12 protein-coding genes are annotated in these 15,245 nt (G+C 61.7%); 5 read left to right on the top strand and 7 right to left on the bottom strand.

What is annotated here, in order from left to right:
• The first annotated feature begins 103 nt into the window (after positions 1–103).
• Both Q1A89_RS14425 and Q1A89_RS14420 read left to right on the top strand, forming a co-directional pair.
• Positions 104–547: a DUF3995 domain-containing protein gene (locus tag Q1A89_RS14425; RefSeq protein ID WP_299729593.1), complete on the top strand. Its 444-nt coding sequence runs from the start codon at positions 104–106 to the stop codon at positions 545–547.
• A 225-nt stretch (positions 548–772) separates the two neighbouring features.
• Complete coding sequence (locus Q1A89_RS14420) at positions 773–1,414, top strand: class I SAM-dependent methyltransferase (RefSeq protein WP_299729591.1); 642 nt, start codon at positions 773–775, stop codon at positions 1,412–1,414.
• Positions 1,415–2,268: 854 nt separating this feature from the next.
• On the opposite strand, the gene Q1A89_RS14415 is transcribed toward Q1A89_RS14420, so the two are convergent.
• On the bottom strand, positions 2,269–4,215 hold the full coding sequence (locus Q1A89_RS14415) for an AsmA family protein (protein WP_299729588.1): 1,947 nt from the start codon (positions 4,213–4,215) through the stop codon (positions 2,269–2,271).
• A gap of 102 nt (positions 4,216–4,317) precedes the next feature.
• Here Q1A89_RS14415 and rimO point away from each other — a divergent pair, with 102 nt between their 5' ends.
• Complete coding sequence (rimO, locus tag Q1A89_RS14410) at positions 4,318–5,688, top strand: 30S ribosomal protein S12 methylthiotransferase RimO (RefSeq protein ID WP_299729585.1); 1,371 nt, start codon at positions 4,318–4,320, stop codon at positions 5,686–5,688.
• An 88-nt stretch (positions 5,689–5,776) separates the two neighbouring features.
• Here rimO and Q1A89_RS14405 read toward each other — a convergent pair whose 3' ends face one another.
• A complete protein-coding gene (locus Q1A89_RS14405) occupies positions 5,777–6,430 on the bottom strand; it encodes a VOC family protein (RefSeq protein ID WP_299729582.1) in 654 nt (217 codons plus the stop codon).
• An 85-nt stretch (positions 6,431–6,515) separates the two neighbouring features.
• Positions 6,516–8,261, bottom strand: a complete 1,746-nt coding sequence (locus Q1A89_RS14400; protein ID WP_299729579.1) for a sugar phosphorylase — start codon at positions 8,259–8,261, stop codon at positions 6,516–6,518.
• Between the two features lie 263 nt (positions 8,262–8,524).
• On the opposite strand from Q1A89_RS14400, the gene Q1A89_RS14395 reads away from it, so the two are divergent.
• A complete protein-coding gene (locus Q1A89_RS14395) occupies positions 8,525–9,643 on the top strand; it encodes a CaiB/BaiF CoA-transferase family protein (RefSeq protein WP_299729576.1) in 1,119 nt (372 codons plus the stop codon).
• Complete coding sequence (locus tag Q1A89_RS14390) at positions 9,640–10,824, top strand: FAD-dependent monooxygenase (protein WP_299729573.1); 1,185 nt, start codon at positions 9,640–9,642, stop codon at positions 10,822–10,824. Before Q1A89_RS14395 ends, Q1A89_RS14390 begins: the two co-directional genes overlap by 4 nt.
• Here the strand turns inward: Q1A89_RS14390 and Q1A89_RS14385 are convergent.
• The 4 genes from Q1A89_RS14385 to acs all read right to left on the bottom strand — a co-directional run bounded on the left by Q1A89_RS14385 (position 10,821) and on the right by acs (position 15,206).
• Positions 10,821–11,834, bottom strand: a complete 1,014-nt coding sequence (locus Q1A89_RS14385; RefSeq protein WP_299729570.1) for an AraC family transcriptional regulator — start codon at positions 11,832–11,834, stop codon at positions 10,821–10,823. The two genes, Q1A89_RS14390 and Q1A89_RS14385, sit on opposite strands and share 4 nt — an antisense overlap.
• 100 nt (positions 11,835–11,934) lie before the next feature.
• Positions 11,935–12,630 carry a hypothetical protein gene (locus Q1A89_RS14380; RefSeq protein ID WP_299729567.1) on the bottom strand — a complete coding sequence of 232 codons (696 nt, stop codon included), beginning with the start codon at positions 12,628–12,630 and terminating at the stop codon, positions 11,935–11,937.
• Positions 12,609–13,136, bottom strand: a complete 528-nt coding sequence (locus Q1A89_RS14375) for a hypothetical protein (protein WP_299729564.1) — start codon at positions 13,134–13,136, stop codon at positions 12,609–12,611. The genes Q1A89_RS14380 and Q1A89_RS14375 overlap by 22 nt, the downstream gene beginning before the upstream one ends.
• Before the next feature lie 117 nt (positions 13,137–13,253).
• Positions 13,254–15,206: an acetate--CoA ligase gene (gene acs, locus Q1A89_RS14370; RefSeq protein WP_299729561.1), complete on the bottom strand. Its 1,953-nt coding sequence runs from the start codon at positions 15,204–15,206 to the stop codon at positions 13,254–13,256.
• Positions 15,207–15,245 lie beyond the last annotated feature (39 nt).

Here is a 15,245-nt window from a genome sequence, read left to right as displayed (position 1 = left end):
GCCCACTTGCGAAGCGGTAGAACCCCCGTGAGGGAGCCACCGCGACTTTCACTTAGGTCCCGAATGACCGCAGTTCTCCCATCACGGGAAGAAGGAGACATCCGTGCATTCGTCCATCGCCATCGTCCTGTTGCTCGTACTGTCCGCCCTTGGCGGTCTTCATTTCTACTGGGCCGGCGGCGGCCTCTGGCCCGGTCGGGACCGAAACTCACTCCTTCGGATCGTCCTGGGCATCGAAGGCGCGAAGGGTAGAATTCCTCCGGGTCCTACGACGATGGTCGGCGTAGCCTTGTGTGTTGCGGGCATCCTGCCGATCTTCCATCAGGAACTCATCGTGCTGCCACTACTGGAAGGAGCATTGGGCGCGCGGTTGTTACCGATCGCAGTAGCGCTCGCAGCGTTGACCTTCGCGGTTCGGGGACTTGCCGGATACGTCCCGGTCTGGCGGCGAATTATGAGCGGTGAGCCGTTCGCGACGCTTGACGTTCGCTACTACTCACCCCTCTGTCTCGCAATCAGCGTTGGCTTCGGCATGCTGCTTCTGTAGCTGAAAATCATGACTGCGAAACGGGCGTGCTGGAACGCTGCGGATATCCAGTTCGAACCCGAAGAGGCCAATGTCGCAGAATCGGCGAATGGCGGCATTCCACACCGATTTGTGGTTTTGCCCGAGGGACCGAGCCGACTGGCGATCGCGGTGCTACATCTTCATCTTTTCCCAAACCTTCATAGCAGCGCTGCGCGATCACATTAAAAATACAGGAAAGATAGAATGAGCAAATCGGAAAGGTTTTGGGATCAATCCGCTAGCAACTATGACAACACAGAAAAGAAATTTGAGTTCATTCATAGTCGCAGCCGCGAAAACACAAAAAGATATCTGAAGGATACCGACATTGTGTTGGACTACGGATGTGGAACAGGCACGACGGCCTGCGAGATATCCGGCTTGGTCAAGAGCGTGCGCGCGATTGATATTTCAACCGGGATGATCGAAATTGCAAAGGGAAAGGCCGCAACAGGTGGCGTCGTCAACGTTGATTTCGAACAAGCTGACATCTTCGATGAAGATTTCGAGAATGGTTCATTCGATGTGGTGTTAGCATTCAACATGCTGCACACAGTGCCTGATCCGGAAAGTGTCGTGCAAAGAACGGTTGAACTGCTGAAACCTGGCGGGTTGTTTATTTCTGTAACACCGTGCTTGGGCGGCAAAAAGTCAGCATTGGTTTCACTGCAAATTCTGCTGGTCAGAGCGTTGTTAAAGGTAGGGGTTATCCCGGTCCCCATTCGACAACTAAGGAGTGCAGATTTGGACGAACTGATGGATGATGAAAGGTTGCCGGTTATCGAGACTGAAGAAATTTTTATGGGTGCATCTAGCTATTTTATGGTTGCAAAGAAGGTATCCTAGTCTCGCGCCCTGAAGACCGGGCATGGAACGCAAATGAAGTTATGGATGCCCTCCGCCATGTTATGGCGGAGGGCTTTTCTTTTTGGAGATGCATGCGATGCGATCTAGCACGTCTGGCCGAGCTGAAATAGTTGCGCAGTTGTCGGAGGTCATGACAAACGCCTTTGTCGCTCGTTAGCGAAATCCAGACGTTCAAGTATGAACTGTGGATGTCCGATTCGGCCCGCACTCCTGTCGTTGCTAGCTCGGATTTCGCTGGGACAAGCACGAACGGCCGGTCTTCTGGCTGCGCTGCGGCGCAGACGTTTGCAGCGATGAAGCAGCATTTCTGCTGCGAGCGCGTGCAGCGAAAACTGGCCACTTCCGCTCAGGGCTCAAAGCCGTCCTTCACTCCAACCGCGCAGAAGGCACGCGGACGTTTCCAGCACCGCAGATCACCTCAGACACATGCGCGGAGTCAAGGCCGCGCGCAGTAGCATTTCGCTGAGCCGCCCGTCGCACCAAAGGTGCGCCGACGATAGACTGGCATACCTTCAATATAATGGCACGGCGATGTGGTTGGTCTTGGTCTGACAGGCGCGCGAAGCGATATTCTTGATCCCTAGAGTGCCCCGGAACGCGCGTACCATCGCCATCCCGCGGCCCACCGATGCGCGGCTTGTGTCGAGGGTCAGAATATCACCTTGGGTTCGAAACCGCCCTCCCCACGCGCTCACCAAGCACGCAGTGTTCGGGCGAAAGCTCTGAACGAATGGTAAATACGCCTCAGTAAGCCATTGAAAGGTCTAGGCCGACATGCTGTCCCAGCGTGGGACACGTCGCAAGGCCTTATCCCGCCCACGTCTGTGACGCCCTCAGTCAAACAGCTTGAGTAGGCCCCGTTTCACTTCGTTTTCCAGCTTGTCTTTGGCGGCCTCCTTGAGGTCCTGCCCTTCATCGATCACGTTCAGCTCTTCGGCGGCCTTGGCACGCAGCGCGTTCTTGGCCTGCAGCTTGATCCGCTCTTTTTCCTCGGACAGGTTCAGATCGATTGCCGCCTCAAGGTCGGGCCGGATGCTGACATCAGACCACGGCCCCACGAGGCGCACAGGGATCGCGATGCCGTTGCCCTCGTTGGCGCGCAGGGCAACGGGCGTGAAGGTGTAGTCGATGGTTTGCTGTCCCAGCCCAACCTGTCCCGCCCCACGCGCCTCGTAATTGGACAGTTTCAGCAGCAGGTCATTGTTGCGCATCACGCCCTTGTCGATGGTCCATGTGGCCCCAAGGCTGTCAAAGACGGTTGTCCCGCCCCCGACCGCGCCCGAACGCATCAGCCGGTCCAGATCGATCCCCAGAATGGTGCCTTGCCCAAAGCTGATCGCGCCCTTGCCGGACAGGGATTTCATGATCGCATCCACACTCTGCCCCACCCCGAGAAAGGACATCTCGGCATTGGCAGCACCCGTCAGCCGCTCGATCCCCGCCGCATCGCGCAGCACTGCCTGCATGTCGATGGCGGTGGCAAAGAGTTTGCCCCCCACCGATAGGCCGGAGCGGTTGTTCATCACGAACTCGCCCGTGAGGGTGCCGTTATAGGCCGCCACCCTGCGCAGCTCGAAGACCATACGGCTGTTGTCATTACGCAAAAGCGTGCGGGTCTCACCAAGCTTGAACTGGCCCAAATCAATCGAACTGGCCGTGAGCGCGATCTGCCCGTCAAAGCCGGCAAGGCCGCTGGCGTCGATCCGGTCCGTGGGCCAGCCACTGCCCGCCGAAGCAGGCGCGCGGCCGCCGCCGCCACCGCCGCTTTCGCCACCTGTGGCCCCTTTCAGATCAAGAGCGCCTGCATTCAGCTGCGCGTTGATCTGCGGCTTGCCGTTCAGTTCAATATCCGCAGCGCCGGTCAGCGCATTGCCCCCCAGATCAACCTTGAGATCGCGCAAAGACAGGCGCCGGTCCGCAGTCAGCGTAAGATCAGTGCTCAGATCAACCGATTGCCCCAGCCCCTCGGGCAGTCCCGGCGCAGGCAGTGCGAGGGCCGCCAGAAAGGCATCGGTGTCCGGGATGTCCAGTGTCAGCCGCCCGGCGACGTCTCCGGTCGTGCTGCCGCGCCCATCCAGCACGAGCGTGCCGCGTGCGGCGGTGATCGTGGCCCCAATGGTCTGGACCTGCCCGGTGATAAACCCGGCAAAGCCGCCGATCGTGGCGTTGACGTCCACATCCGTCCCGGCAGGGCTGAGGCGCGCCACAACCTCCGCCGCGCCCGGCCGTTCGGGCCAGTCGAGCGCCAGATCAACGCCGGAATAGGACACAAGATCCGCCCCTTCCGCGTCATAGACCAGCGTGGCATCCGTCACCGTCAGCTTTTCGATCCACACCGATTGCGGAGTGCGGGTGGCGGGTGCCACCTCGGTCTCGATCTGCGCCTCGCCGCTGGCATCGGTGAATATCCAGCTGGCCCGCCCGTCCTTGCGGCTTTCCAGACGGATGGTCGGCCGTGTCGCCTCGATATTCGTGATCCGGATTTCGCGACGCAGCAGCGCCATTGCGTCCACCCCGATGGCCGCATTCTCTGCCGTAAGCATCGGCCCCTGCTCGGACCAGTCCGCATTGCCAACCTCAAGCCCGCCAACGCTGACCCCCAGCACCGGCCACAGCGTCATCGACACATCGCCTGTGATGCTGACATCGCGGCCCGTCGCGTTACGCATCTGGTCCGCCGCCAGTCGCGCGATCCGGTCCGCAGGCAGAAAGAACAGCGACACCGCCGCCGCAAGGATGAGGACAAGGAAGAATCCGATGATCCGCGCAATCCATTTCATGGGCCTGCTCCGTTCTGATGACGTGTTGACATCAGCCTAGCGCAGGGCAGGCGCGCACCCCAACCCTTTTCGCCGCAGATGTGATCGCATATGAGGCGGGGTATGAGCACAAATCCGCCAGACCTTCGCCCCGACCTCGCGCCGCGCGCGCGGATGGATCCCAACCGCCGCCCCGGCCAGCCGACCATCGGCATGGTCAGCCTTGGCTGCCCCAAGGCGCTGGTGGACAGCGAACGCATCCTGACGCGCCTGCGCGCCGAGGGCTACGGCATCTCGCCCGATTACTCCGGGGCGGATGCGGTCATCGTGAACACCTGCGGCTTTCTCGACAGCGCCAAGGCCGAAAGCCTAGAAGCCATCGGCGAGGCGCTGGTCGAAAATGGTCGCGTGATTGTGACGGGCTGTCTCGGCGCCGAGCCTGACTATATCACCGGCGCGCATCCCAAGGTCCTCGCCGTGACCGGCCCGCACCAATACGAACAAGTGCTGGATGCCGTCCACAGCGCCGTGCCGCCTGATCCAGACCCGTTTGTCGATCTGCTGCCTGCCCGCGGTGTCAGCCTGACCCCGCGCCATTTCAGTTACCTCAAGATTTCAGAGGGCTGCAATCACAAGTGCAAGTTCTGCATCATTCCGGACATGCGCGGACGCCTCGCCTCTCGCCCGGCCCATGCGGTTGTGCGCGAAGCGGAAAAACTGGTCGAGGCTGGTGTGCGCGAGTTGCTGGTGATCAGCCAGGACACCTCGGCCTACGGTGTTGATATCAAACACGCCGACGCCCATGGCCACCGCGCCCATATCACCGATTTGGCCCGCGATCTGGGATCGCTCGGGGCCTGGGTGCGCCTGCACTATGTCTACCCGTATCCACATGTGCGCGAGCTCATTCCGTTGATGGCCGAAGGGCTGGTCTTGCCCTATCTCGATATTCCCTTCCAACATGCCCACACCGACACGCTGCGCCGCATGGCCCGTCCCGCAGCGGCCGAACGCACGCTGGACCGCATCGCCGAGTGGCGGTCGATCTGCCCCGAGATCACCCTGCGCTCGACTTTTATTGTTGGTTATCCGGGCGAGACCGAGGCCGAGTTCCAGACCCTGCTCGACTGGCTGGACGAGGCGCAACTGGATCGTGTGGGATGCTTTCAGTACGAAAACGTCGAAGGCGCACGTTCAAACGCCCTGCCCGATCATGTTGCTCCGGAGGTCAAACAGGACCGCTGGGATCGCTTTATGGAAAAGGCCCAAGCCATTTCCGAGACCAAGCTGGCGGCCAAAGTCGGTCAGACTCTACAAGTGATCGTGGACGAGGTCGACGAAGAAGCCGCCACCTGCCGCACCAAGGCTGATGCCCCCGAAATCGACGGCAACCTGTTCATTGATGAGGGGTTTGAGGCGTTGAAGGCGGGCGACATCGTGACGGTCGAGGTGGACGAGGCCGGGGAATATGATTTGTGGGGGCGGTTGGTTTAGAGGTTCGGGACGCGGGGTTGAAGTCGCTTTGGAAACCGGCAATGCGGGACTTTGCTGCCGTTCGCGTCTTTGAGTTTGCGGCTTTTGATCATGATATAGTTTGACCGAAGGTCAGTTTGTTGCCGTCCGGATCTCTGAAGCCAATTTCGCGCATTCCCCAGGTCTGATTTACTGGCGTCTTGCCGCCGTCTGGTACGGAAAGGCGTATCCCGTTTTTGATGAAGCGCTCGCAAACCTCATCTACATTATCCACCCTGACATAAACGGAGGCACCAAAAGCTCCGTTTTCTCTTCTATGGCTGCTCAAATGGAGCATGTCGCCCTCTCGCGAAACCGCGGCATATCTTGAATCGAATTGCTGCGGGTCAGGGTCGGGGGCAACCACCAAATCAAAATCGAGAACTCTCGTGTAGAATTCAACAGAAACAGCGACGTCCCGGCAGTCAAGAAAAGGTTCTATCGGCACTTCGTCAATCCTCACATTTTCCTCTGGCCTCAGAGAATACTCGATTTCTTGGCGCCAAACGACCTTCGTAGTTTGACACGGAGCATTGGTAACTATGGGCTCGAAGCCGCCATTTGCAACTTGTCCTCTCAGCACCCGGATCGGAGTCAAGCGAAGCGCCGATCCATCGCCAGTCCGCCCGACCGGGCTGGCGATTTGGTGAAACTTGCTTTGACATGGCAGCGGCGCGATATTCTTGATCCATAAACCGCCCGGGAATGGGCGTTGCTTCGCCACCCCGCGGACTGGCAATGACTCCGCGCTGGACCGCAACAATGGGCTCAAAGCTGACCAACACGGCTTTCCGCGATACCAATACGTTTCACACCCGGTTGGTGATCCAGCGGCACTGATAGGGCGCGAGCGTGATGCTGTCATCATCCGCCGTGATCGCCTCACCGCTCAGCAGGTCGAACCAGTCCTCATCATCAATCAGGTTGATCGACTCGCGTGCCATCTCCACCGTCTCGCCGCTTACATTGTGCAGGGCAAAGATCGACTGGTGCCGATCAAGGCTTTGCCGCCAGACGCCGAACACATCATCGCGCAGGGACATGGTGAATTGCGTCGCATTGGGGTGAAAGGCGGGTTGTGCTGCGCGGATCCGCAACCGCTCGGACAGGGCGGCCAGCACGCGCGCATGAATGCTGCTGGAATCATCGAGCAGCGCGTTCAGCGTCGGGTAGTGCCAGTTGTGTCGGTTGATCGCGCGGTTCATGCCGCGCCGCTCGACCTGTTCGTGATCGTTGGGGGTGGCCAGCATCGAATGGATGTAAAAGGCCGGGATGCCTTCGAGCGACATCACGATGGTCTGCGAGCAGATGAAGCGCTCAAAGTGATGGTCATCCGCCCCGGCGAACGTCCGCCCCGTCGCCTCGAAAAAGGTTGTGTTGATCTCATACGGCGCCTCGCCGCCGCCGGGCAGGGCGCGCATGGACACGAGGCCGCCGATATCGCGGATCACGCCAATCATCTTGTCCTGCTCTTCCGCGGGCAAAATCCCTTCGGCGGGGCGCATGCCGATACCGTCATGGCTGGCGGTAAAGTTGAGGTAGGCACAGCCCAGCTGCGCAGGTGGCATGCCCTTTTGCCAGCGCCGCAAATAACTGGCCGAGCCTGACATCATCGCATGCAGGATCAGCGGGGGCAGGGGAAAGTTGTAGATCGCATGCGCCTCATCCCGTCGCCCGAAATAGCTCAGGTTCTCGGCCTTGGGCACATTGGTTTCGGTGAGCAGAATGACCGTCTCGGCGGCGTAATCGCACAGCAGCCGCATCAGTTTCACCACCGCATGGGTCTGGGGCAGATGGATCGAGGGCGAGCCGACCTCTTTCCACAAGAATGCCACCGCATCGAGGCGGATGATCTGCACCCCGTTGTCCACATGCAGGCGGATGATGCGCAGGAATTCCAGCAGCACTTCGGGATTGCGGAAATCGAGATCAATCTGGTCGTGGCTGAACGTGCACCAGACATGGCGCGGCCCGTTTGCGGTCTCGACCTTTTGCAGCAAGGGCGTCGTGCGCGGGCGCACCACCATGTCGAGATCGTCCGTAGGAGAGGCCTCGAAAAAGAAGCGGTCATAGGGCGCCTGCCCCTGCCGATAGGCGTTGAACCACGCGCCCTGGCTGCTGACATGGTTCAGCACCAGATCGGACATCAGATGAAACTCATTCGCGATCCGGTTGATATCCGCCCAGTCGCCCAACTGTGGGTTCACGCTGCGAAAATCGGACACGGCAAAGCCGTCATCCGAGGTAAAGGGAAAGAACGGCAGGATATGCACCCCGTTCACCACCCCCTTCATCCGGCGCAGCAGGAAATCATGCAGCAAATCCAGCGGTTTGTGCACGCCATCGAGGATTGAATTGCCATAGGTGATTAAGAGCGCATCGCGTTCCGTCCACAGGTTGTTGCTGGGCTGACGGCCCCGTTTGCGCGGGCGCGTGCCTTCGGGCCAGAACGCATCGACAATCTTGCTCGATAGGATGTCGGAATCGAGATCCGGATAGATCTGCGCGACCAGCTTGCCGAGGCGCTGGCCGAAACTGTTCTTGCTGGTCTGCATGCGCGCGTCCGGGGCCATTTCCGATGTACTGAAAAAAGCATCTTTCTCGAAGGCTTGCCTAGTCAAAAGGGCTTAAATCAGTGTGCTAGGGTGGCAGGTGCCTGCGTTCTGCACAGAACTTGGAGGCATGGGCCGGGCCAGGCGCGTTGAGTTTGCACAAATAGCGGTGCCAGACGGACCCCGTGGCGCGAACCGCCGCCCTTGCACCCGCCGCGCCCTTTCTATCCAATTGCGCGCAACGCAATCGCCAAGCAGGAGGCCGCATGCCCGCGCCGCTGGACAGTCTGAAGGTCGTCGAATTTGCCGGGCTTGGCCCTGCACCGCTGGCCGGTCAATTGCTGGCTGATCTGGGCGCGCAGGTCACGGTGATCGACCGCGCCTCGGGCAAGGTGGACGCAACAGATGTGAACCGGCGTGGCAAACGCTCACTCGCGCTGAACCTCAAATCCGAAGACGGGCGCGCGCTGGCCCATGCCCTGATCGCGTGGTCCGACATACTGATCGAAGGGTTCCGCCCCGGTGTGATGGAACGCCTTGGTCTTGGCCCCGCCGATTGCCCCGACACGCTGATCTATGGCCGCATGACCGGTTGGGGGCAAACCGGCCCGCTGGCGAAAGCAGCGGGGCACGACATCACCTATCTTGCCACGTCCGGAGCCCTCAGCCTGATGGGCAGTGCCGACGCCCCGCCCAAACCGCCCCTGAACCTCGTGGCGGATTACGGCGGCGGGTCGATGTTCCTGCTTTACGGGCTGCTCGCGGCGGTGATCTCGCGCGGGGTGACGGGCAAGGGGCAGGTGGTGGATGCGGCGATGATCGACGGCGTGCCTGCCATGATGGGCCTGATCCACGGGATGATGGCGCAAGGGGTGTGGACCGACCAGCCCGGCACCAACTGGCTGGATGGAGGAGCGCCATTTTACCGCTGTTACCGTTGCGCCGATGGGCGGGACGTGGCCGTGGGCGCGCTCGAGCCGCAGTTCTACGCGCTGTTGCTCGATGGGTTGGGCCTTGGCGACGCCGATCTGCCGGACCAGAACGACCGCGCGGGTTGGCCGGATTTGACGGCGCGCTTTGCGGCTATCTTTGTCTCTGCGCCACGCGATCACTGGGCGGCGGTCTTTGCCGGAACGGACGCCTGCGTCGCCCCGGTCCTGACGCTGGAAGAGGCCGCGCGCGACCCCCATCTGGCACAGCGCGGGGTCTATGTAGCTCCGGGCGGCATACGGCAAGCCGCGCCCGCGCCCCGCTTTTCCGCCAGTGACGTGCCACAGCCGACAGCGCCGACAGCCCCCGGTGCCGACACCGAAACGGTGCTGGCCGAACTGGGCTATGACGACCAGACAATCCGCACCTTGCGCGCCAGCGGTGCGCTCACATGAAGGCGCTGATTGCAGGCGGCGGGATCGGCGGTCTTGCGTCTGCCATCGCCCTCAGCCTGCGCGGGTGGGAGGTGGCGGTCTGCGAACAGGCCCCCGCGCTCAGCGAAATCGGCGCGGGCCTGCAAATCTCGCCCAATGGCTGGCGCGTGCTGGCGGCCCTCGGTGTCGCGGAGGCGCTGAAAGAGACCCTGTTCGAACCCGAGGCCATCGAGATGCGTATGGGGCAGGGCGGGGGCCGCGTCTTTCGCTTGCCGATGCGGGGTTATGCGCAGGCGCGCTGGGGGGCACCGTACATCCATATCCATCGCGCCGATCTGGTGGCCGCGCTGGAACAGCGGCTGCTGGACCTGCAAGCGGATGCCATTCTCACTGGGCAGGTGGTCAGCGGCTATGACCAAAGCGACACTGAGGCCCGCCTGATCATGGGCGACGGCAGCACGCAAACGGGCGACATCGTGATTGGTGCGGATGGGCTGCATTCGGTCATCCGCGCGCAGCTGCTGGGCCCGGATCATCCGCGCTATACCGGCAACGTGGCGTGGCGCGCTGTGGTGCCGCTCGACCGGCTGGGCGATCATGCGCCGCCACCCTCTGCCTGCGTCTGGGTCGGGCACAAGCGCCATGCTGTCACCACGCGGCTCAGGCGCGGAACCCTCGCCAATTTCGTCGGCATGGTCGAAACGCCCGAGCCCGCCCCTGAAAGCTGGCGCGCCACCGGCAGTCGCGCTGATGCGCAGGCCGCGTTCAAAGACTGGGCACCCGAAATCTCCACCCTGATCGATCACGCGGACGCGCTGCACCGCTGGGCGCTGTTTGATCGCGCGCCCCTGCGACGCTGGCACGAGGGGCGGGTGGCTCTGCTCGGGGATGCGGCGCACCCGATGTTGCCTTCGATGGCGCAAGGCGCTGTGCAAGCCCTTGAAGATGCGTGGGTTTTGGCAGAGATGCTTGAGCGTCACGCAACGCCAGAGGCGGGGTTTGCCGCCTATTTCAGCACCCGGATTACACGCACATCGCGGGTGCAAAAAGGATCGGCCGCCAATGCGCGGTTGTTCCACCACGCAAACGCACTTGGGCGCTGGGCGTTCTACCGGCCCATGGGCCTGGCCGCAGGCCTGGCGCCCAATGCATTTCACGCACGCCAAGACTGGGTCTATGGATTTGACGCCACCGCCCCTTAGGCGCGCAGTTTCATGCGCACCGATTTAGGGGTCTCGCCCGTCCAGGTCTGGAACGCGCGGTAAAACGAGTTCGGATCGCTATAGGCCAGCAAATAGCTGATCTCTTCCACCGTCAGATCGGTCGTCGCGAGGTAGTGGCGGGCCAGGTCGGCCCGCGTCGCATCCAGCAAGGTCTGAAAGCCGGTGCCCTCGGATTTCAAATGCCGCTGCAGGCTGCGCGCGCTCATGCGCAGGCGGGCGGCGGCGGCCTGCACGCTGGCCTCTCCGCCGGGCAGCATCTCGGGCAGGATATTGCAGACCCGCGCGCTCATCGTCTGATCTGCATTCAGCGCCTGCATCTGGCGCTGAAAGGACGGCTCAAGCTGCGCCCATTGGTCGGGATCGGCAGAGAGCAGCGGGCGGTCGGCATCTTCTTGGGCGATGCGCAGGGTCGCGGATGCACCTGCGCTGATGCCGATGTCACAGCCCAGATATTCCTCGATCCGCGCATGACACGCCACACGCCCTGGCAATGTGGCGTGGCGCGGCACGATATGATGGCCTGTACAGGTGCGTATGGCCTCGATCACGAACACCAATTCGGTGGCGGCAAAGCTGTCGGGCAGGGGGTGGGCGGCGACGTTGGAGGATTTGGTGATGCTCAGCGCGCCGCTGTCGCCCCGGCGCAGGGCCAGATGCAGCGGCCCGGTCAGTGGCTTGAACAGCGCCAACCGCTCAAGCCCGATGGCGACGGTGGGGCTGCAGGTGAAGGCGAAAAAGGCCGGGTTGAACGGCCCGCGCGCATAGGCCTGCCCCAGCATCAGGGGCGTGTCATCGTGCGCGGCTTCGGCCAGCATCGCGTGCCAGCCGGCAAAGTAGTCTGCAGGGGTCACACCGCGCCCCTCATGTTCCAGAAAGTCGGCCGGGAAATGCATGCGTCGCAACACATTGCGCGGGTCGATCTGCAACAGGCCGCACACCTGCTCAAGGGTGCGGGCGATCTTGTATCGCATCTCGGTGGTGTCGCTCATGCAGGCAATCTGCGGCAGGCGCGTGGATTTGACCAGAGCCCTGGCGGAAAAAGACAGGCATTTGGCGCGATCGGTTAGATTTTCTCGGCCTGCCGGTGCCTCACTCCGCCTTCTGGCAGAAGTACAGGGCGATGTAGGGCGGCATATTGGTGTGGGCCTGACCTCCGCCTGCCTCAAAGACCCCTGCGCTGGCCCGTCCAACCTTGACCCCCCTCGCCGATTGCGAGGCCGACACGTTGAAATATGGAACGTTGGTGCTTGTACCCGCATCTCGCCAACCCAGATCATTGGCGACGCTGACACGGGCGAGATCATGCGAATGGCTTGGCATTTGCGCTTCGCTCAACGTGACTTCAGCCTCACCACCCGTCGTGCCGACAACCGGATAGGCGGCACCGGCGCCCAGAATGAACCGGTCCTTGGCCGCTTCAAACGGGACCCATCCGCTGGGACAGGTCTTTTCGCCTTTGGCCGAGACGTAGGCCACGATGGCGCGGGTGTCGGGGTGATTTCCGACGGCCGGTACGGCTGCATCCTGTGATCCGTTCATACCGGCCGCGAGGGTTTCAATACGCAAGGACAACCCGTCCAGTGCATCCAGCCGGGATTCCAACGCATCTATGCGGCGTTGTGCGTCCGCCAACTCGTCCTGCGCGCGCTCAAGGCAGGCAAAGGCGCGAAACGCCTCCTGGGGTTGGTCCGCCTTCAGATCATCACAATGGAGAACGGCCTGCGCCGCCGCGGGAGACGCCAACAGCGCCAAAGCGCCCAGTATCAGCCATGGGTTTGGTTGCATCTCAAAATCTCCGTCATGGTGCCATTGGCGTCGGTCAGGCAGGATTGCAGGGTTGGCGGGGGTGCGATCAGCCCTTCGGCAAGATCGCGCAACGAGGTCCCCAAAAGGGTCACCATCAGCGTGTTGCCCGCGACCAGAAGCACGGCGCACACGAGTGCCGCCAGACCAAGGCGCACAAGAAGGGGGCGCTTGCGACGGGTGGGCCGTGTTGTGGGCGTATCGGGATAGATCAATTCCCAAAGGGCGCCTTCGCCTTCGCCCTTGTGCACCCGCGCCCCCATGGAAAACAGGATCGCCTTGAGGTCGGGGTCGTTTTCGTCAAACACACCCAACCGCTTGCGGATCACGGAAAAGCTGCGACGGCGTTGCGGGTATTGGGGGTCATCAAACAGCGCTTCGATCTCGCGCGTCACCTGCGCGTTGAACTCGGCCTTCTTGTCCGCCACGTCCTGATCATCAGCGGCGCTGATCAGTTCCTTGCGCAGGGTGAGCAGGTCAGAAATCATGTGTCAGGCAATGCTGTTACGATCAATAGACGGATCGTGACAGAATTTGCTGTTCTGCACAACTTTGGCGATCAATGCGGGGCAACGGACGTGGTTTGGCGCTGCCCCCCTTTCGTGTCAGGACTTGTTCATCCGGTTTTCGATCAGATCTTCGACGACGGACGGATCGGCCAGGGTCGAGGTGTCGCCAAGTGCGCCGAAATCATCCTCGGCGATCTTGCGCAGGATGCGGCGCATGATCTTGCCGGACCGGGTCTTGGGCAGGCCCGGCGCCCATTGGATCAGATCGGGTGAGGCGATGGGGCCAATCTCCTGGCGCACCCATGTGCGCAGCTCTTTGCGCAGATCTTCGGACGGCTCCTGTCCGTTCATCAGCGTGACATAGCAATAGATGCCTTGTCCTTTGATATCATGGGGGTAGCCCACAACCGCCGCCTCGGCGACAGTGGCGTGGGCGACCAGCGCGCTTTCCACTTCGGCCGTGCCCATGCGGTGGCCCGAGACGTTGATCACATCATCAACCCGGCCCGTGATCCAGTAATCGCCGTCTTCGTCCCGGCGGCACCCGTCCCCGGTAAAGTAATAGCCCTTGTAGTCGGAGAAATACGTCTTTTCGAACCGTTCGTGATCTTCCCACACGGTGCGCATCTGCCCCGGCCAACTGTCGGAGATGCAAAGGACACCCTCGACGCCGTTGCCGTCGATGATGTCGCCGGTGGCCGGTTCCAGCACAACTGGTTTGATGCCAAAGAACGGTTTCATCGCTGATCCGGGCTTGGTCGCATGGGCGCCGGGCAGGGGGGTCATCAGGTGGCCGCCGGTCTCGGTCTGCCACCACGTATCGACGATGGGGCAACGCCCGCCGCCGACGACGTTGTGATACCAGTTCCACGCCTCGGGGTTGATCGGTTCGCCCACGGTGCCCAGCAGTTTGAGCGAGGACAGATCGGCCTTTTCCACAAAGCTGTCACCCTGACCCATCAGCGCGCGCAAGGCGGTGGGAGCGGTGTAGAACTGTGCCACCTTGTGTTTCTCGCAAATCTGCCAGAACCGCGAGGCATCGGGGTAGGTCGGCACGCCCTCAAACATCAGGGTGATGCCGCCATTGGCGAGCGGGCCGTAGACGATATAGCTGTGGCCCGTGACCCAGCCCACATCCGCCGTACACCAATAGACGTCCCCGTCGTGGTAGTCGAACGTGACCTCATGGGTGAGGGCGGCATAGACGATGTAACCGCCCGTCGTGTGCACCACGCCCTTGGGCTGTCCGGTGGAGCCTGAGGTGTAGAGAATGAACAGCGGGTCTTCGGCCCCCATCTCTTCGGGCGGGCAGTCGGCATCGACCCCGGCGGCGGCCTCGTGCAGCCAGTGATCAAGGCCATCGCGCCACGCGATCTGCTGACCAGTGCGCTTGACCACCAGACAATGGGTGTCGTGCATCACGTTGATCAGCGCCTGATTGACGTTGTCCTTGAGGTTGGTGACACGCCCGCCCCGCGGCGCTCCATCTGCGGTGATCACCACCTTGGCGTCACAGCCCGACACGCGCGCGGCCAAAGCGTCCGGTGAAAACCCTGCAAAAACAATCGAATGGATCGCGCCGATCCGGGTGCAGGCGAGCATGGCATAAGCCGCCTCGGGGATCATCGGCAGGTACAGAACCACCCGGTCGCCTTTGCCCACCCCCAGCGATTTCAGCACATTGGCCATCTTGCAGGTCTCGGCGTGCAACTGGTTGTAAGTGATGTGCTGGGCCTCATCTTCGGGGCTGTCAGGCTCCCAGATGATGGCCGTCTGATCGCCGCGCGTGGCCAGATGGCGGTCGATGCAGTTGGCCGAGACGTTCAGCGTCCCGTCGGCGTACCAGTTGATGTTCACATTGCCAAAGTCATAGCTGACGTCCTTGACCTGGGTATAGGGCTTGATCCAGTCGATTCGCTTGCCCTGTTCGTTCCAGAACGCCTCCGGATCGCTGATCGAGGCGGCATACATCGCATCATATTTCGCGGCGTCCACATGGGCGCGGGCGATGGTATCGGCGCTGGGGGCATAGGTTTTGCTATCGGACATGGGTGTTCCTCCGGTCGTCAGTCTGATCCTTGGGGACTC

The organism is uncultured Tateyamaria sp. (assembly GCF_947503045.1).
GTDB lineage: Bacteria > Pseudomonadota > Alphaproteobacteria > Rhodobacterales > Rhodobacteraceae > Tateyamaria.
This window is presented reverse-complemented; position numbering and strand designations above follow the sequence as displayed.